The following is a 26928-nucleotide window of genomic DNA, read 5'->3' as shown; positions in this document are numbered from 1 at the left end:
GGGGTGGCGCCGGAGCAATGGCTGGACCTGTCTACCGGCATCAACCCGCACGGCTATCCGCTGCCCATGCCCCCGGCGGACGTCTGGGCGCGCCTGCCGGAGCCCGACGACGGTCTGGAGGCGGCCGCGGCGCGGTACTACGGCTGCAAAGGGCTGTTGCCCCTGGCGGGCTCGCAGGCGGCCATCCAGCTGCTGCCACAGCTTCGCCCAGCGGCTGCTCGGGTTGGCCTCCTCGCGCCCAGTTACAACGAACACGCGCGGGCCTGGCGCATGGCCGGGCATCGGGTCGAGGCGCTTCCTGCGCTTGGCGACGCGGCGCCGGCCGCGATCGAGGCACGCCTGCCGCAGCTGGATGTGCTGGTACTGGTCAACCCGAACAACCCGACTGGACTGCGCGTGACCGTGGAGACGCTGCTGCGCTGGCATAGGGGGCTTGCGGCACGCGGCGGCTGGCTGGTGGTGGACGAGGCCTTCATGGATACCAGCCCCCGGCACAGCCTGTTGGCGGCCGACCCGGGCACGGACCTGGGCCCGGGGCTATTGGTGCTGCGGTCGCTGGGCAAGTTCTTCGGTCTGGCCGGGGCGCGGGTCGGATTCCTGGCGGCGGAGCCGGCGCTGCGGGCGGCGCTGGCGGAGCGGCTGGGTCCGTGGGCGCTGTCCGGCCCGGCGCGCTGGGCGGCCACCCGAGCGCTGGAGGATCGCGCCTGGCAGGAGCAGACGCGCGCGAACCTGACCGCGGCGGGTGCGCGGTTGGAAGAGCTGCTGCGGCGGTACGGAATCGCTACCGAAGGTGGCACCGCACTGTTTCGCTGGGGGCGCCGCGATGATGCGGTCGCGGTTCAGGATGCGCTGGCGCGACAGGCGATCCTGGTGCGGCGTTTCGACGACCCCGCCAGCCTGCGTTTCGGGCTGCCGGGCGACGAGGCCCAATGGCACCGCCTGGAACAGGGACTGGAGGCGTTGTGAGCGCGACCACGCTGATGGTGCAGGGGACCACCTCGGATGCCGGCAAGAGCGTGCTGGTGGCCGGTCTGGCGCGGGTGCTGCATCGCCGTGGGCTGTCGGTGGTGCCGTTCAAGCCGCAGAACATGGCGCTGAACAGTGCAGTGACCCTGGACGGCGGCGAGATCGGGCGCGCCCAGGCCCTGCAGGCCGCCGCCTGCGGCCTGGAGCCGCATACCGACATGAATCCGGTGCTGCTCAAGCCCAGCTCCGATCAGGGGGCGCAGGTGATCATCCACGGCCGTCCTGCGGCCGAGCTGGATGCTCGTGCCTACCATGACTACAAGCCCGTCGCCCGCGAGGCCGTGCTGGCCTCGCATCGACGGCTGACCGCGCAGTATGCGCACGTGCTGGTGGAAGGGGCGGGCTCGCCGGCAGAGATCAACCTGCGCGCAGGCGATATTGCCAACATGGGGTTTGCCGAGGCGGTGGACTGTCCGGTGATCCTGGTCGCGGATATCGACCGTGGCGGCGTGTTCGCGCATCTGGTCGGTACGCTGGCGTTGCTGAGCGCGACGGAGCGCGCGCGGGTGCAGGGCTTCGTGATCAACCGCTTTCGCGGCGATATCTCGCTCCTCCAGCCGGGACTGGACTGGCTGGAGCAGGAGACCGGCAAGCCGGTGCTGGGCGTGATCCCGTATCTCCACGGGCTGTACCTGGATGCTGAGGACGCCCTGCCGCGCGAGGCGGTGCCGGAAAAGGCGGTGGATGCCCTGAAGGTCGTCGTGCCGGCCCTGCCGCGCATCTCCAACCATACCGATTTCGACCCGCTGCGCCTGCACCCGGGTGTGGACCTTCGCTTCGCCGGCCCGGGCGAGTCGCTGCAGCCGGCGGATCTGGTCATCCTGCCGGGGTCCAAGGCCGTTCGCGACGACCTCGCCTGGTTGCGGGAACAGGGCTGGGAAGACGAGCTGCAGCGCCATGTGCGTTATGGCGGCAAGGTGCTCGGGATCTGTGGCGGCTTCCAGATGCTGGGCCGGGTCGTGCACGACCCCGACGGTGTCGAGGGGCGGCCCGGCTCCACGCCGGGGCTCGGCTGGCTGGACATCGAGACGCGTCTAGCACCGGAAAAGCGCCTGGAACGTGTTCACGGGGGCCGTGTGCTGGGTCGGGAGGCCCGCGTGGAGGGCTACGAGATCCATGCAGGAGTGACGACCGGCCCCGGACTGGATCACCCGCTACTGGAGCTGCAGCATGGCCCGGACGGCGCGCGCAGCGAGGACGATGCGGTGGCGGGGACCTATGTCCACGGGGTATTCGATACCTCCGCTGCCGCCGAGGCTTTGCTGCACTGGGCTGGCATGCGCAATGGGAAGGAGCACGGCGAAGACCTGGCGACCGCACGCGAGCGCGGCCTGGAACGCCTGGCCGATACCCTGGAGGCGCATCTGGACCTGGGGCGCATCCTTGCCCTGCTGCGGACAGGGAAGACGGAGCCTGTGACATGAAGACGCTGGTGCTCGGCGGCGTGCGTTCCGGCAAGAGTCGGCTGGCGGAGCAGCTGGCCGATGCCAGCGGCCTGCACGTGACCTATGTCGCTACCGCGCGTGCCGACGACGCCGAGATGGCACGCCGCATCGAACGCCACCGCGCCGACCGGCCCGGTGACTGGGACCTGATCGAGGCCGATACCGGCCTGGCCGCCGCGCTGGAAGAGGCCGCAAGGCCAGATGAATGCCTGCTGGTGGATTGCCTGACGCTGTGGCTGACCCAGCTCCTGTGCACCGAGGACGAGGCGCTGATCGAACGCGAGCGGGAGGCCCTGATCGCCACCGTGCCGCGCCTGCCGGGCACCCTGGTGTTCGTCTCCAACGAGACGGGCATGGGCATTACCCCGATGGACGCGCTGTCCCGCCGCTTCGCCGACGAGGCGGGCTGGCTGCACCAGCGCCTGGCCCCCACGATGGACCGCGTCGTGCTGACCGTCGCCGGCCTTCCTCATGTGCTCAAGGGTGAGCCGCTGGAATGAATAGACCAACGCGCGAAACAGGCACCGTCATTGCGAGGCGCGCAGCGTCGAAGCAATCGGCCCGGGGTGAACTGACGGATTGCCACGTCGCCTTCGGCTCCTCGCAATGACGGGCGTCATTGATGAAGAGTGTTGGTTTCAACATCGGAGGAACACGTGACCGAAGACTGTGACTGGCTGCAGGTGCCGCCGGCGTCCCTGAGTGCCGACGCGCGCCAGGCGGCCGCCGAGCGGCAGGCCCAGCTGACCAAGCCGCCGGGTTCGCTCGGGCGGCTGGAGGCGATCGCCGAGCGCCTGGCCGCCATGCAGGGCGTGGGCCAGCCCACGCTGGAGCGGGTTCATGTCGCGGTGTTCGCTGGCGATCACGGTGTGGTGGCGGAAGGCATTTCGCGTTTCCCGCAGGCCGTGACCGCGCAGATGGTCGCGAACTTCGCGAACGGCGGTGCGGCGATCTCGGTGCTGGCGCGGCACCTGGGCGCGTCCATTGAGGTGATCAACCTGGGTACCGTGGCCCAGCCACCGGCCGTCAGCGGTGTGCAGCAGCTGAACCTGGGCCCCGGCACCGCAAACCTGGCCCGCGAACCCGCGATGACGCCGGCGCAGCTGGAACGCGCGCTGAACGCCGGCCGCCAGTGTGCCGAGCGCGCGCGGCGGAGTGGCACACAACTGTTCATCGGCGGCGAGATGGGCATCGGCAACACGACCGCTGCGGCTGCACTCGCCTGCTCAATGCTGGACCTGCCGCCGGTCGATCTGGCCGGGCCCGGCACGGGCCTGGATGCAAATGGGGTACGCCACAAGGCCGAGGTGATCGAGCAGGCGCTGCGCACCCACGCCGCGGTGCGCGGCGAGGCACTGGGCAGCCTGCGCTGTCTGGGGGGGTTCGAGATCGCGGGGCTGGCCGGCGCTTACATCGCCGCGGCGCAGATCGGGCTGCCGGTGCTGGTGGATGGTTTCATCAGCACCTCGGCGGCGCTGGTGGCCGAGCGACTTTGTCCGGGTACGGCGGACTGGTTTTTCTATGCCCACAGCTCGGCGGAGCCCGGCCACCAGCGCCTGTTGGCTGCGCTGGCGGCCGAGCCGCTGCTGGATCTCGGCATGCGCCTGGGCGAGGGCAGTGGGGCGGCCACGGCCGTGCCCCTGCTGCGCCTGGCCTGCGAGCTTCACGCCGGCATGGCGACCTTCGCCGAGGCTGGCGTGTCGGGCGATACCCCATGACCAAATCGGTCCGTATCGGTCTGCTGCGCCACGGCGAGACGACGGGTGCCGGCTTTCGCGGGCGCGGCTGCGATGATTCGCTGACCCCGGAAGGCGAGCGGGCGATGTGTGCGGCGTTCGAGGCTTCGGGCGAGTGGGATCGTGTCGTGTGCTCGCCACTGCAGCGCTGCCGGCTTCCGGCCGAGGGCTTCGCCCGCGCGGCCGGGCTCCCCGTCCAGTGTGATCCCCGCCTGCAGGAGCTACATTTTGGGGACTGGGAGGGGCAAACGGCCGAGGCCCTGATGCAGACGGACGCCGAGGCGCTGGGTCGGTTCTGGGAAGACCCGTTCGGCTACCCGCCACCCAACGGCGAAGACCTCGGCAGCTTCCGCGACCGGGTGCTGGCCGGCTGGGAGCAGAGCGTGATCGCGCCGGGCGGTCGTGTCCTCGTCGTCACCCACGGCGGGGTGATTCGCCTGCTGCGTGCACAACTGGAGGGCTGGCCGTTGGAGAAGCTATTGTCGATCGAAGTGCCGTTGGCCTCTTTGCACGTTGTCGAGCCGGGCCAGCGCGAGGAGATGCCCTCGTGATCAAGCAAAACAAATGTAGGAGGCCAGCCCTCTGGCCGATCGGGAATATGCCAACGCCCCATCGGCCAGGGGGCTGGCCTCCTACAGCAGGAATGGAAGGGGGGGCGCAATGAACTCGGTATTAGCCCCCTTCTGGCTGGCCCTGCAGTTCCTGACCCGCGTGCCGACGCCGGCGCAGGAGCCGCGGCCCGAGGACCTCGGCCGTTCGGTCCTGGCCTATCCGCTGGTGGGGCTGATCCTGGGTCTGGTTCTGGTGCTGGTGGGGATCGGGCTTTCCGCGATCCCCGGAGCGCCGGTGTTGCTGGTCGCGGCGCTGGTGCTGACCTTCTGGGTCGCGCTGACCGGCGCACTGCACCTGGACGGGCTGGCGGACACGGTGGACGCCTGGGTCGGCGGTCAGCGGCACCCGGAGCGGGCCCAGGCGATCATGAAGGACCCGGCCTGTGGCCCGATGGCGGTCGCGGCGCTGATCCTGATCCTGTTGCTGAAAGGTACGGCGCTGGTGGCGGTGGTCGATACCGGCGCCTGGGTCGCGCTGCTGCTGGCGGTGCTGCTGGGGCGCGTGGTGCCGCCGGTGCTGTTTCTGACTACGCCCTACGTGAACCCCGTCGGATTGGGCGCGGACATGGCCAGGCACCTTCCACGCAGCGCCGCCATCGGCGTTGTCGCAGTCTCGGCTGCCGTGGTGCTGGTGCTCGGCCTGCTCTCCGGCCTTTGGGGGGTGATACCGGCGTTGCTCGCCGCCGGGCTGACGCTGTGGGTGGCAACGCGCGTACTGAGACACTGGCTGGGAGGCTTCACTGGCGACACGGCCGGTGCGACGCTGGAGCTGGTGGAGACCCTGACCCTCGTGATTCTGGTGCTGACGCTCGCGGGCTGAGCCCGGGTCGATCAGGCCAGGGTCAAGGCAAGCGTTGTCACGAAACCGTCACGGGATTGCCACATACTGACGGGATGAACTCATTCCCCTCTCGCCTGAGCCCGGGCCTTCTGGTCCTGCGCACGCTGACGAACCCCCTGCGGGCGGTGCGGGAGGTGGGCGAACTGGAGGCGATACCCCTCTGGTGGCAAACCTTTCTGCGTCTGGCGTTCCCGGTGCTGCTGCTCAGCGTGATCGTCAGCCAGTGGCTGTACCAGATCATCCCGACCGGGCTGCCGCAGGAGGCAATCCCGGGCGCCTGGGGCTTCGGCGTCTACAGCGTGCTGGCGATGAGCATCGGGGTGCTGGGCCTGGCCTGGTCCGCGCACTACCTGACTGAGCTGTTCCAGGGCTACTCCCACCCGGACCGGGCGATGCTGGCGGTGACCATCGGCCTGCTGCCCGCCTGGGTGGGCAAGGTCGCCGCCGCCTTTCCCTGGCCCTGGGGCAACACCGTCGGCCTGCTGCTGATCTTCTACAGCCTGTGGCTGCTCTACTGGTCGCTGCGCGGCATCCTCGGCCTGAAGCGCGGCAACCGCATCGGCCTGTTCGTGGCCACCGTCTTCTGTGGCGCCTTCATCACCCTCATCTTCGGCTGGCTGCTGATGGACCTGATCCCCGGCGCCACGCCCGAGACCCGCATCGGCACCACCTGGCTGCTCTAGGCCGCTGGCCCCCTGCCAATGGAGACGTCATTGCGAGGAGCAAAGCGACGAAGCAATCGGCCTGGACGTGCACGGTGCTCGATTCACACGCCCTTGGCTCGGCGAGCCGATTGCCGCGTCGCCTGCGGCTTCTCGCAATGACGGTATGGGTGGCTTCGCATCGGCCGGGGTGACATGTGGTGTGAACGGAAGCGCTGGGGGCGGCGAGAGGGCGCCGTGGCGGACACGTTCAGGCGGGCGGCAAAATTTTTCCGGAATGGGGCTAAAGGATTCGGTCGAGTGGTCGTTACTGCTTTCGAAGGCGCACGAGTGTTCGCCGATGAAGCCGACCAAGGTGGTTCGGCATGACGCTACAGGAGCGTAATCATGTCTCAAGTCATCAACACCAATATCCTGTCCCTGAATGCTCAGCGCAATCTGAGCAATTCCCAGGGCGCGCTGGCCCAGAGCCTGGAGCGACTGTCCTCCGGCCTGCGTATCAACAGCGCCAAGGATGACGCCGCTGGTCTGGCGATCTCCGAACGCTTTACCACCCAGATCCGCGGCCTGAACCAGGCCGTGCGCAACGCCAACGACGGAATCTCGTTTGCGCAGACCGCCGAGGGTGCGCTGAGCACCGTGGGCGATGCGCTGCAGCGTATCCGCGAGCTGTCCGTGCAGGCGGCGAACGACTCCAACTCCGCCTCCGACCGCGAAGCCCTGAACAACGAGGCCCAGCAGCTGATCGCCGAGATCGGCCGCGTGGCCAACTCCACCGAGTTCAACGGTGATGCGATCCTGGATGGGGCCCTGCAGGATCTGTTCTTCCAGATCGGGGCCAATCAGGGGCAGAACATCGCAGTCTCCGGTGTGGATGCTCGTACTACCGAGTTGGGGCGTGCTATTGCCGAAGGGGATGCCGGTCTTACGCAGGAGCAATTGAACGACATCGGCATTGACTCGATCAGCAACGTCACCATCCAGCTTGATCAGGTTGGCGTGCTCGGGGGTGAGGGTGACGATGCATTGGGAGTTGCGCTGACGGTTGATCTTGATGGGGTGACCTCGCTGGAAGATGCGGTCCGCCAGATCAATGCCGCGCTTTCTGCGCCCCAAGGTGATGCTGTAGCAGAGGACGGTTTCGACGATAACGAGCTCGGTACCGAGTCTGCGGTGACTGCGATTCGCGATGCCGGCCTCAGTGCCTCGCTGGTTACCAATAACGATGGCGAAACCACGATAGCCATCCGCGGTAACTTCGACACTGCTTTCGAAGTATCGGGCGGTACCGTGACGCTAGAAGATGAAGTTGCAGTCCATCTTTTTACCGATGAGGATGAGGTTGCCTCTCGCGCGCGGAACCTGACCAATGTTGACATCGGCAGCCGCGGTGGCGCTACGGAAGCACTTGCCATCGTCGATGGGGCTCTGAACCAGATCAATTCGTTGCGGGCCGACCTGGGTTCGGTGCAGGTGCGCTTCGAGAACACCATCGCGAACCTGCAGGTGTCTTCGGAGAACCTGGAGGCCGCCCGCTCCCGCATCCGTGACGCGGATTTTGCCGCCGAAACGGCCGAGCTGACCCGGGCGCAGATCCTGCAGCAGGCGGGTACCTCGGTGCTCGCCCAGGCGAACGCAACGTCGCAGAACGTGCTCGCGCTGCTGCAGTAAATTGAACCGGTAGAAGGCCAGGCGGGCGGGTGGCCGGACGGTCACCCGCCCTTGATGGTGAGGGGAGCAAGATGAGTGATTCGATTGGCAGTATCACTTCATTGGTGTTTCAGCCCGTGCGCCAGGGTCCGGGCGACGCCTCGATGCCTGTCGCGCGTGGGCCGGCGGATGGATCGGGTTCCCGGGCTGTGCCCGGCAATGTCGTTTCGACTCCCACGGATGGACTCGAGCGGGAATTCAGCGAAGCAAGGCAGGGCCTGGACCCAAGCGAGTCAGAGGGTATGGAACAGGTGGTGGAGTCGATCAACGCCTATCTGCAGTCGTCCAAGCGTGCGCTGGAGTTCAGCGTGGACGACTCCAGCGGCCGGACAGTGATCACGGTCAAAGATGCCGAGCAGGACGAGGTGATTCGGCAGATTCCGCCGGAGGCGGTGGTGGCCCTGATCCGTCATTTCCAGGAGCAACGGGGCCTGGATGGCACTGGTGTCGAGGAACAGGCCTGAGGTTGATGCGCCTCACCGCGCATATTGTGACCTTCAGCCGGGCTTGTCCCGGCTTTTTTCTGTCCGCGCCGCGCGCGCTGCCTGATTGCGGACCTGTGCGGGACACAATCGGAAAAAATCGGAAATTGTCGTTAAAGCTTGAGGACAGGCAGACGTTAACGGCCCTGAGAGCGGTTGAATGCCGCCATCGCGATCGCCCGAGGCGGTCTAAAGCTATGCCGTAAGGAGACGTAATCATGTCCCAAGTTATCAACACGAACATCCTGTCCCTGAATGCTCAGCGCAATCTGAGCCAGTCGCAGGGTGCCCTGGGCCAGAGCCTCGAGCGGCTGTCCTCGGGCCTGCGAATCAACAGCGCAAAGGATGATGCTGCCGGTCTGGCCATCTCCGAGCGCTTCAGCACGCAGATCAACGGCCTGAACCAGGCCGTGCGCAATGCCAACGACGGCATCTCGTTCTCGCAGACCGCCGAGGGTGCGCTGAGTACCGTGGGCGATGCGCTGCAGCGTATCCGTGAACTGTCCGTGCAGGCGGCGAACGACTCCAACTCGTCGTCCGACCGCGAGGCCCTGAACAACGAGGCCCAGCAGCTCGTGGCCGAAATCAGCCGTGTGGCCAACGAGACCGAGTTCAACGGCGATGCCATCCTGGACGGTGCGCTGAACGACATCTTCTTCCAGATCGGGGCCAACCAGGGTCAGAACATCGCGGTGTCCGGCGCCGATGCGCGGGCAACTGAACTTGGCCGGGCGATCGCCGTGGGCGATGCGGATGAGGAACAAGGAGGGCTGACCCAGGAACAGATCAACGATGTCGGAATTGAATCCATTGACAACTTGACGATCACGCTCGATAAAGTCGGTGTCCTTGGGGGAGAGGGCGAAGATGAAGGTTTGGGAGTCGAACTGGAGGTTGATCTCAGCGAAGTGACCTCTCTAGAAGACGCGGTCCGTCAGATCAATACGGCACTATCCTCACCCGAAGGTGAAGCCGTCGCAGATGAAGGGTTCGAAAGCGGCGATCTGGATACGGACGCTGCGGTGAGTGCGATTCGCGATGCTGGCCTAAGTGCATCGCTGATCACCAACAATGATGGTGAAACCACTATAGCGATTCGCGGCAACTTTGACACCGCGTTTGAAGTAGATGGCGGTGATGTAACTCTCAGCGATGGTGAAGGCGATGACAACTCAGATGCCACTTCGATCACTTTGTTCGATGGCACTGAATCGGATCCGTTGAATCTCACCGACGTAGACATTGGAAGCCGTAATGGTGCCACCGAGGCCCTCGCGATCGTCGACGGAGCGCTGAACCAGGTGAACTCCCTGCGAGCCGACCTGGGTTCGGTGCAGGTGCGTTTCGAGAACACCATCGCCAACCTGGAGATCTCCTCGGAGAACCTCGATGCGGCCCGCTCCCGGATCCGGGATGCCGACTTCGCCGAGGAAACCGCGGAGCTGACCCGTGCCCAGATCCTGCAGCAGGCGGGGACCTCCGTACTGTCGCAGGCGAACGCCACGTCGCAGAACGTGCTGGCACTGTTGCAGTAAGCCAAGGATTCCAGTGAGTCCGAACGGCGGGCAGTCGCAAGGCTGTCCGCCTTTTTTGTGGCCAGGGCTGCGGAATTTGCGGATATGGACCAGAATAGAACCGAGTGCCGAACGCCCGTCATCACGATGCGGTCATACGGGACTCAAGAAATCGGGTTTCCGGTCGTTATCCTGCATAACGACGTGATCAAGGGCCTGGGTACCCGGGCCGCTAGAGGTAGCATCAGATGGCGATCAGTTCTCTCGGAGTCGGGTCCGGCCTGGACCTCAATCAAATCGTCGGGCAGCTCGTGGCGGCGGAGCGCGAGCCCAAGGAACAGCGCCTGAACCAGCGCGAGGAGCGCATTGACGCGCAGATCTCGGCATTTGGCGAACTGACCAGCAGCGTGGATCAGGTTGGTTCGGTGCTGGGCGATCTTTCCGGTTTCGAACCGGAGCAGTCGGCGAGCGTCAGCGACGAGGGTGTGGCCAATGTGACGGTCACCGGAGACGCCGACAACGGGGACTTCTCGCTGGAGGTCAACCGGCTGGCGCAGTCGCAGATTGTGGCCTCGGCACCGGGCGATTTCGACAGCGCGGATGACGCGGTTGGTGCGGGCGAACTGACGATCCAGGTTGGTTCGGGCGCCGCGGTAACGCTGGACGTCGAGGAAGGGATGACGCTGCGCGATCTGCGCAATGCGATCAACGACTCCGATGCCGGCGTACGGGCATCCATCGTGAATGACGGTTCCGGGGCCCGCCTGGTTATGGAGGCCAATGAAACAGGCGCCGACAACCAGATCCAGGTGACCGCCGACGGCGATCCGGGTGGCCTGGGCCGCCTGGACAGCAACAATATGGTCGAAACCCGGGCGGCGCAGGATGCCGAAGCCGTGATTAACGGCCTTGCCGTTACCAGCTCTTCGAACACGCTTTCGGACACGATCGAGGGACTGGAGATCGAGCTGACCGGCGTGTCGAACGGGCCGACCACCGTGTCGGTATCCGAAGACCGGGATGAACTCGAGTCCCTGCTGCAGGGCTTCGTGGAGAACTACAACGCATTGATCGGCCGGACGAGCGAGCTGACCGCCTATGACCCAGAAGAGGACGAGGCGGCGATTCTGGCGGGTGACAGCACCGTTCGCGGTGTCCGCAGCCGTCTGGGCAATGCCCTGATCCAGCCGGCCGAGAACAGCGAAGCCAGCAATCGTACGCTGGCGGAGCTCGGAATTGTGAGCAACCGTGACGGCACCCTGAGCTTCGACAGCACCCGATTCCAGGAGGCGATGGACCGTGACGGGTTCGAGAATGTGTCGGGCACGGTTCGCGAGATTGCCGGAAACATGCGCGAAGTCACCGACAGCTTTACGGGCCGCGATGGCCTGATTCAGGTGCGCCAGGACGGGCTGCAGAGCGACCTCAGCCGGATCGAACGGCAGCGTGAAGATCTCGATGCCCGAATCGAACGAATGGAGGCGCAGTGGGTGCGCCAGTTTTCGCGGATGGATTCGATGGTCGCCCAGCTGCAGGCCACCGGCGACCAGCTCATGGGGCAACTGGCCAACACGCCACTGGCCAGGAACCAGTCCAGGTAATCTTGGGGAGAACACGACATGTACGGACCGGGTATGAATCGCGCGGTGAGTCAGTATCGGCAATCGGGCGCGCTGGCCGAGGCCCAGGTGGCCGATCCGCATCGTCTGATCCAGATGTTGTTCGAGGGAGCGCTGGAGCGCATTGCGGTTGCCAAGGGGGCGATGCAGCAAGGCAATGTGTCGCTCAAGGGCGAGAAGATCGGCAAGGCGATTGATATCGTCGAGTCACTGCGTGCGATGCTGGATCACAAGCATCGCCCGGAATTGGCCGGAAACCTGGATGCACTCTATGCGTACATGACCCGGCGTCTGCTGGAAGGCAACGCGCAGAATGACCCGGCGGCGCTGGACGAGGTCGCCAAGCTTCTGCGCGAGATCAAGGCCGGCTGGGACGAGATTCCACCGGAGGAACGTCAGCGCAAGGCCGGTTGAGGCGTCTGACCTTGACCGCGGGATTGCCGCGTGCTGTCGTTCGCCGATCATGACGACAAACGATGCGGGTACAGAGGACTCCGGTGCAACGCTGGAGGATGCGGTGGAGGCCGTACGCGGCCTGATGGACCAGGCCATCCGCGAAGAAGACTGGGACCGCCTGGAAGAGCTCGACCTGAAGGCGCGCGTGCTGGTCGAACGCGCGTTTGGCGAAGAGCCCGTACCATTGCGTGATGACACGGGCGAGGCCCTGCGCAGCGCGCTGGAACGCCTGTCGGCGTTCTACGAAGACACCGTTCCGATCCTGACCGAACGCCGCGGTGATGCCAGCCGCCAGTTGCGCGAACTGCGCGCGGGGCGGAAAGGCACCAACGCCTACGAGAACACCCGCCGTAACTCCATGCGCTCCGGGCCGATGAAGCCCGGCGGTTAGGGGCCTGTCCAACGTTGGATCGCGCAGAGGGCTGCGCTCCTACAGGTGGCCGTGTTGGCGTAGGAGGCCAGCCCTCTGGACGATGCAGTAGTGCTTACGTAGCCGGGCTCAGGCTGACGGGTTGGGGATGCGGCGGACGGACTGGACACTGCCGAGGGACTGCAGGCGGTCGAACAGGGTGCTGAGTTCGCCGAGGTCGGTGATCTCGGCCTCGAGTTCCATGTGGACGCTGCGGTCGTTGGGGTCGGTTCGGGTGTTCACGCGCAGCAGGTTGATGCCGCTGGCGGAGAAGGCATTGCCGACTTCGCCGAGCAGGCCGGCGCGGTCGTGGGCCTCGAGCTCGAGGGTGATGGGTTCGCGTTCGGGTTCGTCGCCCCAGGATACGGGGATCAGGCGGCCGCGCTTCTCCTCCGGCATACGCAGGATGTTGACGCAGTCGCTGCGGTGGACGGATACGCCGGCGCCGCGGGTGATGAAGCCGACGATCGGGTCGCCCGGTTGTGGGTTGCAGCAGCGCGCGCGGGAGGTCAGCAGGCCGCCGACGCCGCGGATGCGGATCTCGTCGTCCTGGATGCGTTCTTCGCGGCGCGGTTCTGCGGGTTGCGGGGGGGCCGCCTGTTCGGCACGGGCCTTTTCCGCCTGGCGCTGCTCGCGCAGCTGCTGGGAGAGGCGCCCGGCGATCTGGTTCGTGGTGATATCCCCGGCGCCGAGCGCGATCAGCAGCTCGTCGAAGGTCTGGAACTTCATGGCTTCGGCGAGCGCATTGCGGTCCAGATTGGAACCGCAGCCCAGACGCTGACATTCCCGGTCGATCAGGTGTTTGCCGGTGGCCAGGTGCTCGTCCTGGTGCTGCTGGCGGAACCAGGTGCGCACCTTGGAGCGGGCGCGGGCGGTGTTCAGGTAGCCGAGATTGGGGTTGAGCCAGTCGCGGCTCGGGGCGCCCTCGCGGGTGGTCAGCACCTCGACGCGTTCGCCGGACTTCAGCTTGTAGGTCAGCGGTACGATATGCCCGTCCACCTTGGCCCCCCGGCAGCGGTGGCCGACCTCGGTGTGCACGGCGTAGGCGAAGTCCAGTGGCGTGGCGCCCTGGGTCAGGTCCATCACCTCGCCTTGGGGCGTGAGCACGAATACGCGCTGGTGCAGCGGCTCGCTCTGGATCTCGTCGAGCAGATTCTGGTCGGAGTTGTCCGCGGCCTCCAGCAACTGGCGCAGGCTGCTGATCGCACGGTTGAGTGCCTGATCCTCTCGCCCGCCCTCCTTGTAGCGCCAGTGCGCGGCAACCCCGAGTTCGGCGAAGTCGTCCATCTCGCGGGTGCGGATCTGCACCTCGACGACCTTGCCCTCGGGGCCGACCACCGCGGTGTGCAACGACTGGTAGCCGTTGTCCTTGGGATTGGCGATGTAGTCATCGAACTCGCTGGGCAGGTGGCGCCAGTCGTTGTGCACGATGCCGAGCACGGTGTAGCAGGTGGCGAGCTCATCGACGATTACACGGGTGGCGCGCAGGTCGTAGAGCTCGTCCAGCGAGGTCTGCTTGCGCTGCATCTTCTTCCAGATGCTGTAGATGTGCTTGGGCCGCCCGAACACGCGCGCCTGGATGCCGGCTTCGGCCAGCCGGTCGCGCAGGGTATGGGCGAAGCGCTCTACATACGTCTCGCGCTCAGTGCGGTTCTCCTCCAGCCCCTTGGCGATCTCGCGGTAGGTCTCGGGTTCGAGGATGCGCAGCGCGAGGTCTTCCATCTCCCATTTCAGCTGGCCCACGCCCAGGCGGTTCGCCAGCGGGGCGATCACGTCCAGGGTCTCTTGGGCGAGCACGCGCGCGCCGTCGTCCGGCTCCTTCACGGTCAGGCGCAGGTGCTGCACCCGGTAGGCGAGCTTGATCAGCACCGCGCGCACGTCGTCGACCATCGCCATCAGCATGCGGCGCAGGCGTTCGGCCTGTTCCGGTCGTCCGACCGGGGCCTCGAAGCGACGGCTGACCAGGGCCGCGACGTTGACGGTCAAGCGCGCAATCGAGTCGCCAAAGCGCTCCTTGAGGGCGCGCTCGTCGATCTGTCGGGCCAGATAGGCGCTGACCAGGAGCGCGGCGGTGATGGTCTGCCGGTCCACGTTCAGATGGCGCAGGACCTCGGCCACGTCCAGCGGATGAGACTCCAGGCCGGAGGCATCCACCGAAGCCAGCGCCAGGTCCAGCGCATCCGCCAGCGCGGTTGCCGACGCGGCATCGCCGTTGGGCCCGGCAAAGCGCGCGACCAGCTGGTCGCGGTCCAGGCCCTGCAGCTCGGTGTTGGTGAGTAGCGAATGGCGCATGATCGCTAGGTATTGTACGTCAGCCGTCCGCCGGGCAAAGGCTTTGTCCGAAGGGGAGTCATACGACGGCCTACCGCTTTGGCTTGCCATCGGACACCTGCCGGGTCACGATCGGATCATGCTGAACCTGTTCAAACTGGCGCTGATTCTGGCGGTTGGGTACGCCCTGTTCGTGGGGCTGATCTACCTGACGCAGGACCGGCTGATCTACATGCCCAGCAGCAATGTGGTCGGCAGTCCCGCGAACATCGGGCTGGAGTACGAGGATGTGGCGCTCGAGACCGAAGACGGCGTGCGGCTGCACGGGTGGTACCTGCCGGGTCCGGAGGATGATGCGCCGGTCTTGCTGTTCCTGCATGGCAATGCGGGGAATATCGGCCACCGCCTGGAGTCGCTCGAGCAGTTCCATCATCTGGGGCTCGCGGTGCTGATCATCGACTACCGTGGGTACGGCAACAGCCAGGGGCGACCTGACGAGGAGGGCACCTATGAAGATGCCCGTGCGGCGTGGAACTGGCTACGCGAGCATCTGGAGTACGAACCCGAGGAGATCGTACTGTTCGGCCGTTCCCTGGGCGCAGCCGTGGCGGCGCGGCTGGCCGAGACCAAGAGCCCTGCGGCCGTTATCCTGGAGGCGGCCTTCACCTCGGCCGCCGATCTCGGCGCGGAGGTCTACCCCTGGCTCCCGGTGCGGGCGCTGATCCGGCATGAGTACGACGTGCTCGGACGGGTGGGGGCGATCGAGGCTCCGCTGCTGTTTGCTCATGCGCGCGAGGACGAGATCGTGCCGTTTGCGCATGCCGAACGCCTGCTGGAGGCGGGCGGCGATGGGGCACAGTTGATGGAGATGGACGGCGGGCACAATGACGCCTTTCGGGCGACCGGTTCGCGCTACATCGAGGGGCTGCGCGCGTTTCTGGAGGATGCAGGTCTGGAGCTGCGCCCGCGGGATGCGACGAATGGGGACGGGGAGTAGGTGCGGTGCTAGAATCGGCGTCTTTTGTGCCCGTCTTGAACGGCATGGACGCATGAATGCCTCAGCTTGAATTAGGCCCACCGGGGCTCGCGATCAGCCGGCAGGAAGGCCGGAGTGACGCACCGGTACTCACGCTGCGTTTCGGTCCCGTTACCGGGGCCACGTTGCGCCCGGACGGCATCGATATTGCCCTTGGCCTCGAGCCGCTGGAGATCCCGGAAGGCCGCGAGGCGGCGCCCGAGCTCTGGTACGCAGCGGGTGCGGTGCGCACCGAGCAGATCGATGACCTGATGCTGGCGCATGCGGGGGACCGGCTCGTGGGCTGCTGGTATCGGCCGCATGGCGCCGCCGAGGACCCCGGGGCCATCACCGAGCACGCCTATCATGCGATCCTCGAGGCATGCCAGGAGCGGGGGTTCGAACACCTGGTGCGGGCCTGGAACTACTTCCCTGCGATCAACCAGGAACTGAACGGCCAGGAGCGCTATCGCAGTTTTTGTGCCGGGCGTGCCCGGGTGTTCGAGGCCCTGCCGGATTTCGAGCGGCACCTGCCGGCGGCGACGGCCATTGGCACGCATGCCGACGGCATGCTGATCTACTTCATCGCCATGCGCGAGGCCACGCTGCGGATCGAGAATCCGCGCCAGGTCAGCGCGTTTCGCTATCCGCGGCAGTACGGGCCGCGCAGCCCGTCGTTCGCGCGGGCGCGGATGAGCCAGGAGGCGTGCGGGGCCGCGGAACTGTTCATCTCCGGCACGGCCAGCATCGTAGGCCACGAAAGCCGGCACGCGGAGGATCTCGAGGCCCAGATCGACGAGAGCCTGCGCAATATCGGGGTGCTGCTGGCGGCGGCCTCCGAGGAGGGCGCTGTGGCTCTGCGCGATCCCGGCGACCTGTCGATGCTGAAGGTCTATCTGCGCCACCGAGCAGACGGTGCTCGCGCGCAGCGGCATCTGCGCGAGTGCCTGGGCGAAGACGTCGACATCCTGCTGCTGCATGGGGATATCTGCCGCAGCGAACTGTTAGTGGAAATCGAAGGGCTGTACCGCGAGGGCTAGCCCGCAGGGCCCCGCCTCTCGCGGGCATTGAACTGGCATTGGGCGCGCGCGGCGCGCAGAAGGGGGAAGTGGATGAATGATCCGGGGTACAAGCCGCATCCGGTATTGAAGGACTATTACGGCGACGAGTCGGAAAAGCGGGCGTTTGTCGATGACCTGTTCGACCGGACGGCACCGCATTACGACCGCATCCTGCGCTGGGGCTTTCTGGGCACCGGCCAGGCGTATCGCCGCTACGCGCTGAAGCAGTCCGGCCTGAAGCCCGGTATGGATGTCCTGGATGTCGCGACGGGCACGGGCCCGGTGGCGCGCGAGGTGCGCAAGGTGGTCGGTGACGAGAACATCACCTGTGTCGATCCCAGCCGCGGCATGATCGACGTGGCCCGGCGCTCGATCAAGGCGCGCTTCATCGAGGGTCTGGGCGAGCAGTTGCCGCTGCCGGACAAGCAGTTCGACCGCGTGTACATGGGGTACGGCCTGCGCCATGTGCGCGACCTGCACGAGCTGTTTGGCGAGTACTTCCGTGTGCTCAAGCCGGGCGGTCGCTGCATGATCCTCGAGGTCTCGCGCCCCAGCACGGAGCGCCAGTTCAAGATGGCGCGGTTCTACTTCCGCGACTTCATCCCGTTTCTCAGCCGCCTGCTGACCCGTGACCCGGATGGCCATCTGCTGATGCGCTATTTCTGGGACACGATCAACGAGTGCGTGCCGCCGGAGAAGATCATGGGCGTGCTGGAGGATGTCGGTTTCCGCGAGGTCGAGCGCGATGTGCAGCTCGGCGTATTCAGCGCCTACCTGGCGACGCGGCCGGCCGACTAGGCGGTTTGGCTCGCCTTAGGGTCCGCGTGGCGCCGGGCAGCAAGCGCGATGCGATTGGCCCCTGGATGGGGGATATCCTCAAGCTTCGCGTGCAGGCCCCACCAGAGAAAGGCCGGGCAAACGAGGCCGCTTGCGCCCTGCTGGCGAAGACGCTGGGCTGCCCGGCCCGTGACGTGACCGTCGTGGCGGGTGCGACCGCGCGCGACAAGACCGTGGCGATCGAGGGTTACGGCGAGGAGCAAATCCGCCGCGCGTTATCCTGATCGCCGGATACAATCAGCGTTTCCTCAATGGAGCCGCCAGGGCTCCCGCGACTCTTCCAGGATCCCATGAACCGTCTGACGATTACCCGACCCGACGACTGGCACCTGCATCTGCGCGATGGCGATGTGCTCGGCAGCGTGCTGCCGGATACCGCCCGGCGTTTTCGCCGCGCGATCATCATGCCGAACCTCAAGCCGCCGGTGACGACGGTCGAGGCGGCGGCCGAGTATCGCGAGCGCATCCTCGCTGCCCTTCCGGATGAGGCGGACTTCGAGCCGCTGATGACGCTTTATCTGACCGAGGCGACCACGCCCGGGATGATCGAGGCGGCAAAGGCCAGCGGGTTCATTCACGGCGTGAAGCTGTACCCGGCGGGGGCGACGACCAACGCGGCCAGTGGCGTGTCGGATATCCGGCGATGCTACCCGGTGTTCGAGGCGATGCAGCGGGTCGATCTGCCGCTCCTGGTGCATGGGGAGGTGACCGATCCGGAGGTCGACATCTTCGACCGCGAGGCGGTGTTTATCGAACGCCACCTGCAGCCGCTGATTCGCGAGTTTCCGGACCTGCGGGTGGTGCTGGAGCACACCACGACCGAATCGGGGGTGGCGTTTGTCGAATCGGGCCCGGAGAACATCGCCGCGACCATCACCCCGCAGCACCTTCTGTACAACCGCAATGCGCTGTTCGTCGGCGGCATCCGGCCGCATCACTACTGCCTGCCGATCCTGAAGCGCGAGCGCCACCGCCAGGCCCTGTTGCGTGCTGCTACCAGCGGGCACCCACGCTTCTTCCTCGGGACCGACAGCGCCCCGCACCCGCGGCATGCGAAGGAGTCCGCCTGTGGCTGCGCGGGCATCTATTCGGCCCACGCGGCGATCGAGTTCTATGCCGAGGCCTTCGCCTCTGTGGATTCGCTGGACAAGCTGGAGGGCTTCGCCAGCTTCCACGGCCCGGATTTCTACCGCCTGCCGCGCAATACCGATACGATCACGCTGGAGCGGGTGGACTGGACCGTGCCGGAGGCGGTGCTGTTCGGCCATGACCCGGGCGTGCCCTTGCGCGCGGGCGAAACGGTTGCCTGGCAGCTGGCGCGGCATTGATCCCACGGCGTGACCGACACGACAGCGGCGGTGGCGGGTCCGAACCTCAAGCCGTCCCCGTGGTCCCCGGTAGTACAGACATCGTTTGCATTGCGTAGCCAATTTCCGACCCCAGGGAGGGCACATGACCGAACCGGACGTACAACGCGGAACCCTGTGGTTCTGGCTGCTGATCAGTGTGGGGGTAGGCCTGCTGATCATCGCGCTGGGCGTGGGCCTGGAGCCGCATGGCGCGGCTATCCTGCGCGCGCCGCTGGAGTCGCCGGCCGCAGGCGCGCTGGCGTTTGGCATGGTGATGGTCTGGGCCGCCTATGGCTACGCGCTGACCGCGGGGCGTGCCGCAGGCTCGCAGGAGCTGGGCGTGGTGTTCCTGAATCTGGCGCTGCCGGTGGCCTTGATCGTGCTGTGGAGCAACGAGATCTTCGCACTGGCGTTTTTCGTCGCCTTCGGCTGGGCCCTGACGCTCATCGGGATGGCCTTCCGCCTGTTCCGGCGCGAGGCGCTGGCCGGGGTCATGATGCTGCCGGTGATCGGCCTGAGCATGACGGCCATCCTGCTGTCACTGACCCTCTGGATGGTGCCGGCGTAGGGCAGCCATGATCTCGGTCGTACAGGGCGACATCACCACCCTGGAGGTGGATGCGATCGTCAACGCCGCCAACGAGAGCCTGCTGGGCGGCGGCGGTGTCGACGGGGCCATTCATCGCGCCGCTGGCCCCGAGCTGCTGGAGGCGACCCGGGCCCTTGGTGGCTGCCCGACCGGCGAGGCGCGCATCACCCCCGGGTTTCGCCTGCCGGCCGAGTACGTGATCCACACCGTCGGTCCCGTGTGGGAGGGCGGCCAGGCGGGCGAGGACACGCTGCTGGCCTCCTGTTACCGCGCAAGCCTGGAACTGGCGATCGAATATGGCCTGCGCGAGGTGGCCTTTCCCCTGATCAGCACCGGCGTCTACCGCTTTCCCAAGGACCGCGCGGCCGGTATCGCGCTGAAACAGCTGCGGGCGCAGGAGGACCAGTTTCGCAGCCTGCTGGTCTGCGCATTCAGTGCGGCGGATGCGGATGTCTACCGCATCCGGCTCGAGCGGTGACGCATGCTGCTCTCCGAGACACAAGTCGAGGCGAAGCTCGCCGAGGCCGCTCGGCGGGGCGAGTTCGATGATCTGCCCGGGGTCGGGCGGCCGCTGGAACTCGACGATGACCGCGATGTGCCACAGGAGCTGCGGCTGGCGTTTCGAGTGATGAAAAACGCAGGGTATGTGCCGGAGGCCGTGCGCCTGCGCGGCGATATCGCCTCGGCGGAGGCCTTGCTGCAAGCCGCTGACGACGCGGCCACCCGCGACCGGGCGGCGCGGCGCCTGCGGATGCTGCTGGATCGGCTGAACCAGTCGGAAGAGGGGCGCGGCCTGATCTCCGAATCCGGGTATTTTCGCCAGCTCTGCGAGCGGCTAGGGAAGCACTGATCCATGTACACGCTCGCGTTGGTACCCCAGGTTTTCCGAGACAGGGCGCGGTGCGTAGCCGGTAGTGGTTCTACCGACAAGGGACGCAACGCAGGATCGGGGAACCTGGGGTGCCAACCCCGAAGGGGCTTGGCCGCCCGTTGTTATCAAAAACGGGTGCGCGCACGGCGTTGCGGCTCCCTTGTGCAGAATGACTGCACGGCAGTCGCCGCGCCTTGTTCGCACGCAAAAGCGACTCGAGCGCGAGCGTGTACATGGATCAGCGCTTCCCTTGACGGCCCGCGCCGATGAACCAGCGTGATGGACCGGTTCGTGGCCGCGGCGCGACGATCCAGCCCCTCGCGCGCTTCGAGACCAGGCACCGCGAAGCATTTGACGATGGCTGGGTGGGTGAACACGAAGAGCCCCGGCCGCTGCGCACCGAGGTGACGCCGGAACGCCCGCGCAAGGTGCTGTCCTGGAACCAATCGCCGGATGTCCCGTTCGAACTGTCGCTGAACCCTTACCGGGGCTGTGAGCACGGCTGCGCGTACTGTTTCGCGCGGCCGGCACATGCCTATGTCGGGCTGTCGCCGGGGCTGGATTTCGAGAGCCGATTATTCGCCAAGTTGGGCGCGGCCGACTGCCTGCGCCGCGAACTGGCACGCCCCGCGCACCGCGTGACCCCGTTGGCTCTGGGCATCAATACGGATGCCTATCAGCCCGTGGAGCGCGAGTGGCGTATTACGCGGGAGGTCCTGGAGGTGCTAGCCGAGGCGCGGCATCCGGTCTCGATCGTGACCAAGTCCGCGCTGGTTGAACGGGACCTCGACCTGCTGGGACCCATGGCGGAGGAGGGGCTGGTTCAGGTGGCGGTCTCCGTGACCACGCTGGATCGGGCGCTGTCGCGCCATCTGGAACCCCGCGCGGCCGCGCCCCAGCGGCGTCTGGAAACCATGCGGCGACTGAGCGAGGCCGGGGTGCCGGTGGCGGTGCTGGTCGCGCCCCTGATCCCGGTGCTGACTGACGGCGAGCTCGAATCGTTGCTGGACGCAGCGCGCGAGGCCGGGGCGAGCAGCGCCGGCTATGTCCTGTTGCGCCTGCCGCGGGAGGTGGCGCCGTTGTTCGAGGACTGGCTGCGCACGTACCACCCGCTGAAAGCGGACCATGTGCTGCAGCGCTTGCGCGAGGCGCACGGGGGCCAGTTGTACGATTCGACCTTCGGCCACCGGATGGTCGGGGCGGGCCCCTATGCAACACTGCTGCGTCAGCGCTTTCGCCTGGCCCGGCGCCGTGCGGGTCTGGCCGGCCGCCTGGCGGAACTGGATACGACGCGCTTCTCCCCGCCGGCAGCACCGGAAGCCGACCGCGGCCCCCAGATGGATCTGTTTTAGGAGTGCGCTACAGTGGTCGTCGAGCACATCGGCAACGGACACAGGACACCACCAGGGATGACCGACAAGGACAAGACAGGGAAGCGGCCGACCTGGTGGGGGCACTGGTCGTTGCCACAGGGGCGTATCGGACGCTGGTCCGTCGGGCCGCTGGATATCTGGCTCGAACATACCCCGGCGGAATGGCGCCTGGGCCTGGACCGGCCGCGCGACGCCGCCGATGCGACGCTGGATATCGAGGTACCGACCGACGCCGAGTGGCCCGAGTCGCTCTCCGAGCGTCTGCGCTTCGCCGGTGCTACCGGCGACACACAACCGGAACTGCGGATCGCTCTGGCCGACCGTCCGATGGTCAGTCGGCCGGAAAACCCGTTCTACGTGCCGGCTCAGGGCCGGGTCACGCTGTTTCTCAGTTCGCCTGCCTGGGTCCAGTTCTATCTGGGCGATGCGCGGGCACATGAATTCCCGGTCTATGTGCCTTCGGACACCTGGTTCGGTCCCAGTACGGTCGAGGGGGAGCTGTGCTACGCCACGCGCACCCAGGCGCGGCTGGCTCTGGAGGATGTCCCGGAGCGTCCGCACCGCGTGGTCACGCCGCTGACGATCCACAACAAGGCGCTCGATGCGCTGTTCCTGGAGCGCGTGAACCTGCCGGTGCCGCGTCTGCCGGTCTATGCCGATCGCCACAACCGCCTGTGGACCCCGGCGGTCCGCATGGAGCGCGAGGAAGACAAGGACATGGCGGCGATGAAGATCGATGCCGGGCCGCCCGCTGAGGCCGAGGGGGCCGAGCGGATCGCCGAGCCGCGCGAGGTGGGCGGGCGGCATGTGATGGTGCGGGCGTTCAGCGCCCTGTTCCAATAGGGAAACACTGAATGGACGGCTGGATACAAGGCACCATGGACTTTCTGACCAGCGACGGCTTTCTGGCCGCGCTGCGGGCCTCGCTCTACATCGTCGTCGGGTTGATCGTGGCGCGACTGGTCTCGCGCAACCTTACGCGGGCCTTCGGCCGGCATATGGATGCCCAGCAGATCATGCTGATGCGCCGCATCAGCTTCTACGTGATTATCGTCCTGGCGGTTGTGTCCGGGCTGCGCGAGCTGGGTTTCGATCTCACCGTGCTGCTGGGGGCGGCCGGCATCCTGACGGTCGCGCTGGGCTTTGCCTCGCAGACCTCGGCGTCCAACCTGATCTCGGGGCTGTTCCTGATCGGGGAGCGGCCCTTCTCGGTGGGTGACATCATCAAGGTGGGGGACGCGACCGGGGAGGTGCTGTCCATCGACCTGCTATCGGTGAAGCTCCGCACCTTCGACAACCTGCTGGTGCGGGTGCCGAACGAGAGCCTGGTGAAGTCGCAGATCACCAATATGACGCGCTTCCCGATCCGCCGCCTGGACATGCAGATCGGGGTGGCCTATCGCACCGACCTGAAGGCGCTGCGCGACATCCTGATGGACGTGGCGGACCGAAATCCGGTCTGTCTGGAGGAACCCAAACCGCTGTTCATCTTCCTCGAGTACGGGGATTCCGCGCTGAAGATTCAGCTGTCCGTCTGGGCGCGGCGCGAGAAATTCCTGGATCTGCGCAACAGTATGCACATGCAGGTGAAGGCCGCGCTGGACGAGGCGGGTATCGAGATCCCGTTCCCGCAGCGCACGCTGAGCCATATCGATGGCGGGCCGATCCCCGTGCGGCTTATCCAGGACAACCTGAGCGACGAGGAGACGGAGGCCGCCGAGAAGGTTGGGGAAAAAGCCACCGAGCCGGAGGCCGACGCAGGAGCGTCAGAACAACTTCCGACCCGTGACTAGTCGACCCGCAGGTCCAGCCAGACGGGGTCGTGGTCGGAGGCGCGCCATGGCCCGTCGACGGGCTGGCTCCCGTCAAATCCCAGAAAGGCCGGTTCGTCGGCGTTGATCGCCCAGGAGCCGGCGTCCCCGACGTGTTCAGCGATTCCCCCGGGGCCGAGCAAGTAGTCCAGTTGCCCGGACTGGCCGCGAAAGACATAGCTGTAGGCCCGGTCAGGCTCGGTATGGACCAGATCCCGTTTCCCCGCCTCGCGTAGCACACGGAGCGGGTCTTCCGCGGCGTAGGCGTTCAGGTCGCCGGCAATGATCACGGGCAGCCCGTCGCGACGCTCCTGTTCGATCCACTGTGCCAGGCGTTCGGCCTGGGCCGTGCGCCGCTCGTTCCAGCAGCCCTGGCCGTGATCGACGTCACCGCTGGACGGACATCCGGATTTGGCCTTGAAGTGCACCGCCACGACCCCGAACAGGGGTTCACCTTCCGGTGTGCCGAACCATGCAAGCAGCGGTGGACGGTGATGCACACGGTCTTCGTCGGCGACGACTTCCAGCAGTTCCAGCCGATCGGGGCGGTAGGTTATGCCCACCTTGATCGCGTCCGTCCCCGGCGCGGGATGCCGTACCGCCTCGTAGGTGAGGTCGCCGTGCTGATTCAGGCGCTCGATCAGGCGTTCGCGGGCGACGGGGCGGTTTTCCAGTTCGATGGCCGCAATCAGGTCGGCGTTCAGAGGGAGCAGGGCGGCATTCAGCTTGGCCTCCTGCCGCTGGCGTTCGGCGCGATTGGCCGCGCCACGCTCGCCCAGCGTGACAAAGTCATTCTCCATGTTGGCAGTAACGATGCGCAGTGCACCGCCTGTCGCCGGGTTCGGCGCCTCGGGTCGGGTGCCCCCCTCCCACTCAGGCGTTTCGGTCGGATGCAGGCGGTGGGCATCGAAGGCGTGGGTCAGGATGCCGGTCAGGCCCGTGACCTGGCTGCCAACGCGCCGCGTCCCCTGGTCGTCGAGATAGGGGATGGGGTCCGGACGGGCGCGGTAACTGCCGTCGTCCAGCACGATGCGGCGTTCGGCATGGTCGTGGTCGTCGAACGCGCCCGTTTGTCCCGGGTGCCACAGGCGCCCGCCGGCGGAGAGTTTCAGGTTGCCGTAGCGCTCGAGTTCATGGTGGCCCGATACGGTCAGCGTCTGATCAAAGCGCACGCGCACGTCCTCGAAGTCAGACAGTCGTTCGGCGTCGCGCGGGAGCTCGAGTGTCACCGGCTCGGGCAGCCGACCGCTTCCGCAGGTCTCGATGCCGTCGATGCGGGCGAGCTGGGGACGGCCGTGGTGGTGGCCAAAGCGGCCCTGTACGCGCAACCGATCACCCGGCGTAACCGGCTCTTGGCGCGGGGCATAGACGAACAGCCCGGTTGGCCTGTCGGACTCGTCGTTCTGCAGGTAGAAGCCGCCCAGTTGATCGTCACCCATGAAGACGCCGGTCACGATGCCCTCCAGAACGACGGAGGCGTCGTCCGCCGGAGGTTCGGCCAGCAGTTCGTCGGTCGTGAGGCTGGCTCTGTCGGACGGGCAGGCGGGTGCCAGCGCAAGCGCAGGCGGTGCGGCAAGCGCAAGGGCCACAAGCAGCGGGGTTGCGGCCGATAGCGGTCGGCGGGAGGTCACGTGCCGATCCATGGCGGCGTCCTCGGGGCAGTGGGGTCAGGCGCTATAGCGTAGCAGGGACCGCAGGTGTTCGGGTGACTGGGTGACATCGCGCACCGTGTATTGATCGAGCACCGCGAGGAAGGCATCGCGGGCGTCGTCCAGTACCCCGCGCAGCTGGCAGCCGGGCAGGATCGGGCACATCGGGCTCTCGCAATCGACGACCTTGAGGTTGGGCTCCATGTCGCGTACGACGGCCCCGATATTGATCGACTCGGGTGCGCGAGCGAGCGAGATGCCGCCGCCCTTGCCGCGGCGGGTGATCAGATACCCCTTCTGGCCCAGCTGGTGAACGATCTTGACCAAGTGGTTGCGCGGAATGCCGAAGCGTTCAGAGATCTCGGTGACGGTGACGCGCTGGTCGTCGGGCTGGACCGTGAGGTACATCAGGACGCGCAGGGAGAAATCAGTGAAGCGAGTTAGTTGCATGGGGTGACTCGTTGGCGGTTTGCAGGCCAGATCGGCGCTCGCCAGGTCCCGTACGTTCTCGCGGGTCGCACGGGTTCGGTTGGTCGGCTGCCAAATATACGGCTATGTGAATGTATAACGGCAAGATAAGGGTGTACTGGCGCAAAAACAAGTACGTTGGGTATATGAAAGCGAGTGCCGGGGCGCGAACCCGGTAACACCGTTTCCCGGGCCGTTTCCGTATACTGCGCCCGCCTTTGGGACAAAACCGGAATCGGAATGACAGTTTGGGTTGCCACCCTGCTCGGTGTCGTGCAGGGCATTTTCATGTTCTTGCCGGTCAGTTCGACCGCGCACCTGGTGCTCACCCAGCACTGGCTGATTCTCAGTGGCGAGCCGCTGCCGCCGCCGGAAAGCCCGGAGATGATCCTGTTCGACCTGGTTGTGCATGTCGGCACGCTGGTATCGATTGTCTACGTATTCCGCCAGAGTCTTTGGCGCCTGAGCGGTGGGATCGCCCGCGAGAGCTGGCAATGGGCGTCGGCCGGTGGCAGCGCGGGCCGAGAGATGCTGTTCCTGCGCCTCGCGCTGCTCTGCGGCTTGTCGGTTTTCGCCACCGCCGCAATCGGCTTTACGCTGAAGGCGAGCTTTGAGCACGTGTTCGCGAATCCGACGCTGATCGCCGGCACCCTCACGCTGACGGGCATCCTGCTGTGGTGGACGGATCGCCTGAGCCGACGTCCGCTGGGGCTGCGCAAGCTGGGGCCGAAGATCGCCACGGTGATTGGCGTGGCCCAGGGCTTTGCGCTGGTCCCCGGGCTGAGCCGCAGCGGGATGACCATCACCTTCGCGCTGTTCTCGGGCCTCAAGCGGCGCTGGGCAGCCGAATACAGCTTCTTCCTCGCAATCCCGACGATCCTGGCGGCCACCGCCGTTCAGTCGCTGGATGTCTGGACGAATGGCAATGGGCTGGGGGATCTGACCTGGACGCCGCTGATCGTCGGGTTCGTGGTCTCCGCGGTGGTCGGGGTGGTCTCCCTCAAGATGGTGCTGTTCTTCCTCTATCGCGCGCGCCTGAAGGTCTTTTCCTTCTATGTCTGGGCGCTGGCGGCCCTGGTGCTGTTCGGCTTCCTCGACGTGGACATCATGTACGGCCACTGAT

At 66.4% G+C, this 26928-nt stretch carries 28 protein-coding genes; 25 read left to right on the top strand and 3 right to left on the bottom strand.

Going from position 1 to position 26928, the window contains the following annotated elements; all coding sequences use genetic code 11:
* Nucleotides 1-3 precede the first annotated feature (3 nt).
* From cobD to F791_RS0111440, 13 genes are all read left to right on the top strand, one after another.
* Nucleotides 4-966, top strand: coding sequence for a threonine-phosphate decarboxylase CobD (cobD, locus tag F791_RS0111500; RefSeq protein ID WP_019592650.1), 963 nt, complete (start codon nt 4-6; stop codon nt 964-966).
* Nucleotides 963-2450, top strand: coding sequence for a cobyric acid synthase (locus F791_RS0111495; protein ID WP_019592649.1), 1488 nt, complete (start codon nt 963-965; stop codon nt 2448-2450). Before cobD ends, F791_RS0111495 begins: the two co-directional genes overlap by 4 nt.
* Nucleotides 2447-2971, top strand: a complete 525-nt coding sequence (gene cobU / locus F791_RS0111490; RefSeq protein ID WP_018994220.1) for a bifunctional adenosylcobinamide kinase/adenosylcobinamide-phosphate guanylyltransferase — start codon at nt 2447-2449, stop codon at nt 2969-2971. Before F791_RS0111495 ends, cobU begins: the two co-directional genes overlap by 4 nt.
* A gap of 156 nt (nt 2972-3127) precedes the next feature.
* Nucleotides 3128-4189, top strand: coding sequence for a nicotinate-nucleotide--dimethylbenzimidazole phosphoribosyltransferase (gene cobT / locus F791_RS0111485; protein ID WP_019592648.1), 1062 nt, complete (start codon nt 3128-3130; stop codon nt 4187-4189).
* Nucleotides 4186-4758 (top strand): histidine phosphatase family protein, encoded by a 573-nt coding sequence (locus F791_RS0111480; RefSeq protein WP_019592647.1) that lies wholly within the window; start codon nt 4186-4188, stop codon nt 4756-4758. Before cobT ends, F791_RS0111480 begins: the two co-directional genes overlap by 4 nt.
* Nucleotides 4759-4867: 109 nt before the next feature.
* Nucleotides 4868-5638, top strand: a complete 771-nt coding sequence (gene cobS, locus F791_RS0111475; RefSeq protein ID WP_019592646.1) for an adenosylcobinamide-GDP ribazoletransferase — start codon at nt 4868-4870, stop codon at nt 5636-5638.
* A 74-nt stretch (nt 5639-5712) separates the two neighbouring features.
* Nucleotides 5713-6342 carry a YIP1 family protein gene (locus tag F791_RS0111470; RefSeq protein WP_019592645.1) on the top strand — a complete coding sequence of 210 codons (630 nt, stop codon included), beginning with the start codon at nt 5713-5715 and terminating at the stop codon, nt 6340-6342.
* A 366-nt stretch (nt 6343-6708) separates the two neighbouring features.
* Nucleotides 6709-7992 (top strand): flagellin, encoded by a 1284-nt coding sequence (locus F791_RS0111465; protein ID WP_019592644.1) that lies wholly within the window; start codon nt 6709-6711, stop codon nt 7990-7992.
* Nucleotides 7993-8063: 71 nt separating this feature from the next.
* Nucleotides 8064-8495: a flagellar protein FlaG gene (locus F791_RS13590; RefSeq protein WP_231364692.1), complete on the top strand. Its 432-nt coding sequence runs from the start codon at nt 8064-8066 to the stop codon at nt 8493-8495.
* Nucleotides 8496-8731: 236 nt separating this feature from the next.
* Nucleotides 8732-10048, top strand: coding sequence for a flagellin (locus tag F791_RS0111455; protein ID WP_019592642.1), 1317 nt, complete (start codon nt 8732-8734; stop codon nt 10046-10048).
* Nucleotides 10049-10275: 227 nt separating this feature from the next.
* A complete protein-coding gene (gene fliD / locus F791_RS0111450) occupies nt 10276-11628 on the top strand; it encodes a flagellar filament capping protein FliD (RefSeq protein ID WP_019592641.1) in 1353 nt (450 codons plus the stop codon).
* 18 nt (nt 11629-11646) lie between these two features.
* A complete protein-coding gene (gene fliS / locus F791_RS0111445; protein ID WP_019592640.1) occupies nt 11647-12060 on the top strand; it encodes a flagellar export chaperone FliS in 414 nt (137 codons plus the stop codon).
* Nucleotides 12061-12109: 49 nt separating this feature from the next.
* On the top strand, nt 12110-12493 hold the full coding sequence (locus F791_RS0111440) for a flagellar protein FliT (protein WP_018173932.1): 384 nt from the start codon (nt 12110-12112) through the stop codon (nt 12491-12493).
* A gap of 108 nt (nt 12494-12601) precedes the next feature.
* Here F791_RS0111440 and F791_RS0111435 read toward each other — a convergent pair whose 3' ends face one another.
* Nucleotides 12602-14803: a bifunctional (p)ppGpp synthetase/guanosine-3',5'-bis(diphosphate) 3'-pyrophosphohydrolase gene (locus F791_RS0111435; RefSeq protein ID WP_019592639.1), complete on the bottom strand. Its 2202-nt coding sequence runs from the start codon at nt 14801-14803 to the stop codon at nt 12602-12604.
* Between the two features lie 118 nt (nt 14804-14921).
* Between F791_RS0111435 and F791_RS0111430 the strand changes: the two genes are divergently transcribed.
* The 11 genes from F791_RS0111430 (at nt 14922) to F791_RS0111380 (ending at nt 23670) form a co-directional block, all read left to right on the top strand.
* Nucleotides 14922-15779, top strand: a complete 858-nt coding sequence (locus F791_RS0111430) for an alpha/beta hydrolase (RefSeq protein ID WP_019592638.1) — start codon at nt 14922-14924, stop codon at nt 15777-15779.
* A 164-nt stretch (nt 15780-15943) separates the two neighbouring features.
* A complete protein-coding gene (locus F791_RS0111425) occupies nt 15944-16837 on the top strand; it encodes a hypothetical protein (RefSeq protein WP_019592637.1) in 894 nt (297 codons plus the stop codon).
* A gap of 72 nt (nt 16838-16909) precedes the next feature.
* Nucleotides 16910-17656 (top strand): class I SAM-dependent methyltransferase, encoded by a 747-nt coding sequence (locus F791_RS0111420; RefSeq protein WP_018139670.1) that lies wholly within the window; start codon nt 16910-16912, stop codon nt 17654-17656.
* A 5-nt stretch (nt 17657-17661) separates the two neighbouring features.
* Nucleotides 17662-17919 (top strand): DUF167 domain-containing protein, encoded by a 258-nt coding sequence (locus tag F791_RS0111415; RefSeq protein WP_038057126.1) that lies wholly within the window; start codon nt 17662-17664, stop codon nt 17917-17919.
* A gap of 66 nt (nt 17920-17985) precedes the next feature.
* Nucleotides 17986-19023 (top strand): dihydroorotase, encoded by a 1038-nt coding sequence (gene pyrC / locus F791_RS0111410; RefSeq protein WP_019592635.1) that lies wholly within the window; start codon nt 17986-17988, stop codon nt 19021-19023.
* Between the two features lie 124 nt (nt 19024-19147).
* Nucleotides 19148-19612: a hypothetical protein gene (locus F791_RS0111405; RefSeq protein WP_018139673.1), complete on the top strand. Its 465-nt coding sequence runs from the start codon at nt 19148-19150 to the stop codon at nt 19610-19612.
* Nucleotides 19613-19619: 7 nt separating this feature from the next.
* Nucleotides 19620-20111 carry an O-acetyl-ADP-ribose deacetylase gene (locus F791_RS0111400; RefSeq protein WP_019592634.1) on the top strand — a complete coding sequence of 164 codons (492 nt, stop codon included), beginning with the start codon at nt 19620-19622 and terminating at the stop codon, nt 20109-20111.
* Nucleotides 20112-20114: 3 nt separating this feature from the next.
* Nucleotides 20115-20483, top strand: coding sequence for a DUF1992 domain-containing protein (locus F791_RS0111395; RefSeq protein ID WP_018139675.1), 369 nt, complete (start codon nt 20115-20117; stop codon nt 20481-20483).
* A 287-nt stretch (nt 20484-20770) separates the two neighbouring features.
* On the top strand, nt 20771-21856 hold the full coding sequence (locus F791_RS0111390; RefSeq protein WP_019592633.1) for a PA0069 family radical SAM protein: 1086 nt from the start codon (nt 20771-20773) through the stop codon (nt 21854-21856).
* 57 nt (nt 21857-21913) lie between these two features.
* Nucleotides 21914-22720 carry a hypothetical protein gene (locus F791_RS0111385; RefSeq protein WP_019592632.1) on the top strand — a complete coding sequence of 269 codons (807 nt, stop codon included), beginning with the start codon at nt 21914-21916 and terminating at the stop codon, nt 22718-22720.
* Nucleotides 22721-22731: 11 nt separating this feature from the next.
* Nucleotides 22732-23670, top strand: a complete 939-nt coding sequence (locus tag F791_RS0111380) for a mechanosensitive ion channel family protein (protein WP_018173923.1) — start codon at nt 22732-22734, stop codon at nt 23668-23670.
* On the opposite strand, the gene F791_RS0111375 is transcribed toward F791_RS0111380, so the two are convergent.
* Complete coding sequence (locus F791_RS0111375; protein WP_019592631.1) at nt 23667-25331, bottom strand: ExeM/NucH family extracellular endonuclease; 1665 nt, start codon at nt 25329-25331, stop codon at nt 23667-23669. The genes F791_RS0111380 and F791_RS0111375 overlap by 4 nt on opposite strands.
* Before the next feature lie 24 nt (nt 25332-25355).
* The gene (locus F791_RS0111370) at nt 25356-25787 is read right to left on the bottom strand and encodes an Rrf2 family transcriptional regulator (RefSeq protein ID WP_018139680.1); all 432 of its coding nucleotides are present in this window, start codon (nt 25785-25787) and stop codon (nt 25356-25358) included.
* 258 nt (nt 25788-26045) lie between these two features.
* On the opposite strand from F791_RS0111370, the gene F791_RS0111365 reads away from it, so the two are divergent.
* Nucleotides 26046-26927: an undecaprenyl-diphosphate phosphatase gene (locus tag F791_RS0111365; protein WP_018995298.1), complete on the top strand. Its 882-nt coding sequence runs from the start codon at nt 26046-26048 to the stop codon at nt 26925-26927.
* Nucleotide 26928 lies beyond the last annotated feature (1 nt).

Source organism: Thioalkalivibrio sp. ALRh (genome assembly GCF_000381425.1).
Classification (GTDB): Bacteria; Pseudomonadota; Gammaproteobacteria; order Ectothiorhodospirales; family Ectothiorhodospiraceae; genus Thioalkalivibrio.
This window is presented reverse-complemented; position numbering and strand designations above follow the sequence as displayed.

Excerpts from the sequence above, each read along its gene's own strand:
- cobU (WP_018994220.1), top strand. The coding sequence starts at position 2,447 with ATGAAGACGCTGGTGCTCGGCGGCGTGCGTTCCGGCAAGAGTCGGCTG.
- F791_RS0111480 (WP_019592647.1), top strand. The coding sequence starts at position 4,186 with ATGACCAAATCGGTCCGTATCGGTCTGCTGCGCCACGGCGAGACGACG.
- cobS (WP_019592646.1), top strand. The coding sequence starts at position 4,868 with ATGAACTCGGTATTAGCCCCCTTCTGGCTGGCCCTGCAGTTCCTGACC.
- F791_RS0111470 (WP_019592645.1), top strand. The coding sequence starts at position 5,713 with ATGAACTCATTCCCCTCTCGCCTGAGCCCGGGCCTTCTGGTCCTGCGC.
- F791_RS0111465 (WP_019592644.1), top strand. The coding sequence starts at position 6,709 with ATGTCTCAAGTCATCAACACCAATATCCTGTCCCTGAATGCTCAGCGC.
- F791_RS13590 (WP_231364692.1), top strand. The coding sequence starts at position 8,064 with ATGAGTGATTCGATTGGCAGTATCACTTCATTGGTGTTTCAGCCCGTG.
- F791_RS0111455 (WP_019592642.1), top strand. The coding sequence starts at position 8,732 with ATGTCCCAAGTTATCAACACGAACATCCTGTCCCTGAATGCTCAGCGC.
- fliD (WP_019592641.1), top strand. The coding sequence starts at position 10,276 with ATGGCGATCAGTTCTCTCGGAGTCGGGTCCGGCCTGGACCTCAATCAA.
- fliS (WP_019592640.1), top strand. The coding sequence starts at position 11,647 with ATGTACGGACCGGGTATGAATCGCGCGGTGAGTCAGTATCGGCAATCG.
- F791_RS0111440 (WP_018173932.1), top strand. The coding sequence starts at position 12,110 with ATGACGACAAACGATGCGGGTACAGAGGACTCCGGTGCAACGCTGGAG.
- F791_RS0111435 (WP_019592639.1), bottom strand. The coding sequence starts at position 14,803 with ATGCGCCATTCGCTACTCACCAACACCGAGCTGCAGGGCCTGGACCGC.
- F791_RS0111430 (WP_019592638.1), top strand. The coding sequence starts at position 14,922 with ATGCTGAACCTGTTCAAACTGGCGCTGATTCTGGCGGTTGGGTACGCC.
- F791_RS0111420 (WP_018139670.1), top strand. The coding sequence starts at position 16,910 with ATGAATGATCCGGGGTACAAGCCGCATCCGGTATTGAAGGACTATTAC.
- pyrC (WP_019592635.1), top strand. The coding sequence starts at position 17,986 with ATGAACCGTCTGACGATTACCCGACCCGACGACTGGCACCTGCATCTG.
- F791_RS0111405 (WP_018139673.1), top strand. The coding sequence starts at position 19,148 with ATGACCGAACCGGACGTACAACGCGGAACCCTGTGGTTCTGGCTGCTG.
- F791_RS0111400 (WP_019592634.1), top strand. The coding sequence starts at position 19,620 with ATGATCTCGGTCGTACAGGGCGACATCACCACCCTGGAGGTGGATGCG.
- F791_RS0111395 (WP_018139675.1), top strand. The coding sequence starts at position 20,115 with ATGCTGCTCTCCGAGACACAAGTCGAGGCGAAGCTCGCCGAGGCCGCT.
- F791_RS0111390 (WP_019592633.1), top strand. The coding sequence starts at position 20,771 with ATGAACCAGCGTGATGGACCGGTTCGTGGCCGCGGCGCGACGATCCAG.
- F791_RS0111385 (WP_019592632.1), top strand. The coding sequence starts at position 21,914 with ATGACCGACAAGGACAAGACAGGGAAGCGGCCGACCTGGTGGGGGCAC.
- F791_RS0111380 (WP_018173923.1), top strand. The coding sequence starts at position 22,732 with ATGGACGGCTGGATACAAGGCACCATGGACTTTCTGACCAGCGACGGC.
- F791_RS0111375 (WP_019592631.1), bottom strand. The coding sequence starts at position 25,331 with ATGGATCGGCACGTGACCTCCCGCCGACCGCTATCGGCCGCAACCCCG.
- F791_RS0111370 (WP_018139680.1), bottom strand. The coding sequence starts at position 25,787 with ATGCAACTAACTCGCTTCACTGATTTCTCCCTGCGCGTCCTGATGTAC.
- F791_RS0111365 (WP_018995298.1), top strand. The coding sequence starts at position 26,046 with ATGACAGTTTGGGTTGCCACCCTGCTCGGTGTCGTGCAGGGCATTTTC.